Source organism: Actinotalea sp. (assembly GCF_041597215.1).
Taxonomy (GTDB): Bacteria; Actinomycetota; Actinomycetes; order Actinomycetales; family Cellulomonadaceae; genus Actinotalea.
Map to the genome: position 1 here is coordinate 1 of NZ_JBFHHB010000305.1, position 3,213 is coordinate 3,213.

General features: G+C 73.1%; 4 protein-coding genes. 2 read left to right on the plus strand and 2 right to left on the minus strand.

The annotated features are described in order from the left end of the window. Together ABWK99_RS15065 and ABWK99_RS15070 are read left to right on the plus strand one after the other, a co-directional pair. Nucleotides 1-390, plus strand: a 390-nt coding sequence (locus ABWK99_RS15065; protein ID WP_372595512.1) for an STAS domain-containing protein, incomplete at its 5' end; no start/stop codon positions are given. A 54-nt stretch (nt 391-444) separates the two neighbouring features. Next, nucleotides 445-975: a YbhB/YbcL family Raf kinase inhibitor-like protein gene (locus ABWK99_RS15070; protein ID WP_372595513.1), complete on the plus strand. Its 531-nt coding sequence runs from the start codon at nt 445-447 to the stop codon at nt 973-975. A gap of 18 nt (nt 976-993) precedes the next feature. On the opposite strand, the gene ABWK99_RS15075 is transcribed toward ABWK99_RS15070, so the two are convergent. Both ABWK99_RS15075 and ABWK99_RS15080 read right to left on the minus strand, forming a co-directional pair. Then, on the minus strand, nt 994-1,839 hold the full coding sequence (locus ABWK99_RS15075) for a TrmH family RNA methyltransferase (protein WP_372595514.1): 846 nt from the start codon (nt 1,837-1,839) through the stop codon (nt 994-996). Continuing rightward, nucleotides 1,808-2,983 carry a helix-turn-helix transcriptional regulator gene (locus tag ABWK99_RS15080; protein ID WP_372595515.1) on the minus strand — a complete coding sequence of 392 codons (1,176 nt, stop codon included), beginning with the start codon at nt 2,981-2,983 and terminating at the stop codon, nt 1,808-1,810. The genes ABWK99_RS15075 and ABWK99_RS15080 overlap by 32 nt, the downstream gene beginning before the upstream one ends. Nucleotides 2,984-3,213 lie beyond the last annotated feature (230 nt).

Consider the following 3,213-nt stretch of genomic DNA (forward strand, 5'->3'; position numbering starts at 1 on the left):
GCGGAGGAGCGCTCGCTGCTGCGCGAGCACATCGCCGTCTACCGGATCGACGGAGCGCTCTTCTTCGCCGATGTCCGGCGCTTCCTCGACGAGCTCGCAGCGGTGGCGGACGTCCGCGTGGTGGTCCTGCGACTCTCCTCGGTCCGGGTGATGGACACGAGTGGGGCCAACGCCCTCGCGGAGATCGTCGCCGACCTGCGTCGTCGCGGGATCGTCGTCCTGCTCAAGGGACTGCGCCCCGAGCAGGTCAAGGTCGTCGAGGCCGTGGGGGTGCTCGACAAGCTCGGCGACCGCAGCCACCTGTTCAGCGACCTGGAGGCGGCACTGGCCCACGCGCGCGAGCACGTGCACCGCACGGGCCGCTGCGCGGACACCTCGACCGTGGTCTAGCGTCGATGACAGGGAGCCGATGACGACTCTCCGACGACGCATGGAGGAGGGGCCATGGACCTCGATCGCCCGATCGCCCCGGAACCGTACGGTCTGCTGCCCACGGTCCCGGCGCTGACCCTGCGCAGCGACGACCTCGAGGACGGGGTGCCGATGCCGGGACCCTTCACCGCCGAGGGCGGGAGCACCTCCCCCGAGCTGCACTGGTCCGCCGTCCCGCCAGGGACGCAGAGCGTCATGATCTCCTGCTTCGACCCCGACGCGCCGACCCCCGCCGGGTACTGGCACTGGACCGTCTGGGACCTGCCGGCCGATATCGGCTCGCTGCCCACCGGCGCGGGGACGCCCAGCGGCAACCGGCTCCCCGCCGGCGCCCGGCAGGCACGCCATGACGGGGGCGAGCACGGCTACCTCGGCGCCGCTCCCCCACCGGGTGACCGCGCGCACCGCTACGTCTTCGCGGTGCACGCCCTCGACACGCCGAGCCTCGGGCTCACCGAGGAGACCACGCCGACGAGCGTGGCGTTCACGGCGCTGTTCCACACCCTTGCCCGCGGGACGCTCACGCCGACCTTCCAGCACTGAACCGGCACCACGCCGGGATCAGCCGGGCGTCGCTCCCGAGCGCGTCGCCCAGAAGGCCACCGCGGAGGCCGCCGCGACGTTCAGCGAGTCGACCCCGCCCGACATCGGGATGCGGACCACCAGATCGGCCGCGTCGATCGCCGCGTGCGAGAGCCCGTCCCCCTCGGTGCCGAGGACCAGGGCGAGGCGGTCCGGCGGTGCTGCGGCGAGGTCGTCGAGCGCGATCGAGTCGGCCGAGAGGGCGAGCGCCGCGACCGTGAACCCCTGACCGCGCACGGTCTCCAGATCGCCCGGCCACGAGCCGAGCCGGGTCCATGGCACCTGGAAGACCGTGCCCATCGAGACCCGGACGCTCCGTCGGTACAACGGATCGGCACACCGCGGGGAGACGAGCACGGCGTCGACCCCGAGCGCGGCGGCGCTGCGGAAGACGGCGCCGACGTTCGTGTGGTCGACGATGTCCTCGAGCACCGCGACGCGTCGCGCCGGGTGCCCGTCCCGTCCGTGCTCGAGGAGCTCGCGCACCGTCGGGAGCTCGGGACGGTGCATCGCGGCGAGCGCCCCTCGGTGGACGTGGAAGCCGGTGATCCGCTCCAGCAGCTCGACCTCTGCGACGTACACCGGGACCTCGGCACCGTCGGGACGCAGGGCCAGCATCGCCTCCACATCGGGCAGCCAGCGCGGTGAGCACAGCACCGAGCGCGGCCGGTGGCCCGCCTCCAGCGCCCTGCCCAGCACGGTCGAGCTCTCCGCGATGTACAGGCCGCGCTCGGGTTCGACCCGTCGTCGCAGGGCGACGTCGGTCAAGGAGAGGTAGTCCTCGAGGCGGGGGTCATCCGGATCGGAGAGCTGGACGATCGGCACCCCGTGATCCTGCCAGAGGCGTGGGCCGGAACCACCCGGAGGTGCCGATCCGGTCACCGAGGCGAGGGAGGTACTGGTCCATCACCACCTTCGCGATGAGCTCACGACGACTGTTCACACCGGCCTTCTCGAACACCGCCTTGAGGTGGTCCTGCACCGTGTACGGCGACAGGTGGAGGAGACCGGCGATCTGCTGGGTGCTCGCCCCGCGCACGACGGCGTCCACGACCTCCCGCTCGCGCCCGGTGAGCCCGAAGGCCGCGACCACGAGCGGGACGACGTCGGCCGGCCGCGCCTCCTCGATCGTCACGACGACGTCGCTCGCCGTCCCGGTCGGCCCGGCCAACGGCGAGGCGTGGATCACGAGCCACTGGCCCGAGGGCGCACGGACCCGCAGCCGAGGGACGAGGTCCGAGCCGCCCGCCCCGAACGCGCGGGCGGCGGAGACGATCGACCCGAGCGCCTCGGGGAGCCGGCCCCAGATGGACCCACCCAGCTCGTCGACCCGGGCAGCGGCGGCGGGGCTCGCGCGCAGGACGGAGTCGTGGGCGCCGACGACGAGCACGGCCGGCCCGTCGACCCCGGGGACCAGGTCCGTCAGGGCGGCGGCGGCGACCTCGGCGACGATCCCCGAGCGCATGCCGCGGGCGATGGTCGGCACGACGTCCGCCAGGAAGTCGGCCTCGGCCGGGCTGAAGCCGCTGGTGTCGCCCGCGCGGTACAGACCGATCGCCGCCCAGGGCTCACCGTCGAGGACGGCGGAGCCGCGCATCTCGTGCGCGAGGTCCCAGTGGGGGACGAAGAGCTCGCGGTGGCGGGCGACGCGCTCCGGATGCCCCTCGGTCTCCTCCGCGAGGATCGCGACCGGGACCGGGCGACGCGCGAGGTCGAGGAAGGAGTTGATGTCGGCCTCGAGGTACTCCAGGCGCAGGAAGTCCAGGTCCCGCTCGTCGCCCATACCGGTCTTCACCGAGCCGGTGAGCAGTCCCGTGCTCGGGTCGACAGGTCCGATGCACGCCGCGTCGAAGGGGACGGCGCGGCCCAGGAGGTCGAGAGCACCACGCACGAAGGCGTCCCACGGGAGACCGGACCGCGCGAGCCGGTCGAGGCCGCGGCGCACAGGGTCCGTGCGGAGGGTGGTCACGAGCCCATGGTGACCGCCGACAGGTCCCGAGGGAACCCCATTTTCCTGGGTGGTCCGTGACCGGATCCCGAGGGACCGTGAACCCCAGATCACTGGGATGGTGACCTCCCGGAGCCGTGTCGCACTCTCGCTCCATGACCACCACACCGCAGAGCCGGTCCGTGACCGGCACGCCCTCAGACCCCCTGGCGAGCGAGGCGCGCCACGACCCCGACCACGACCACGACCAC

Bases quoted from the DNA above. Each gene is read 5' to 3' on its own strand.
- ABWK99_RS15070 (WP_372595513.1), top strand. From the start codon at position 445: ATGGACCTCGATCGCCCGATCGCCCCGGAACCGTACGGTCTGCTGCCC.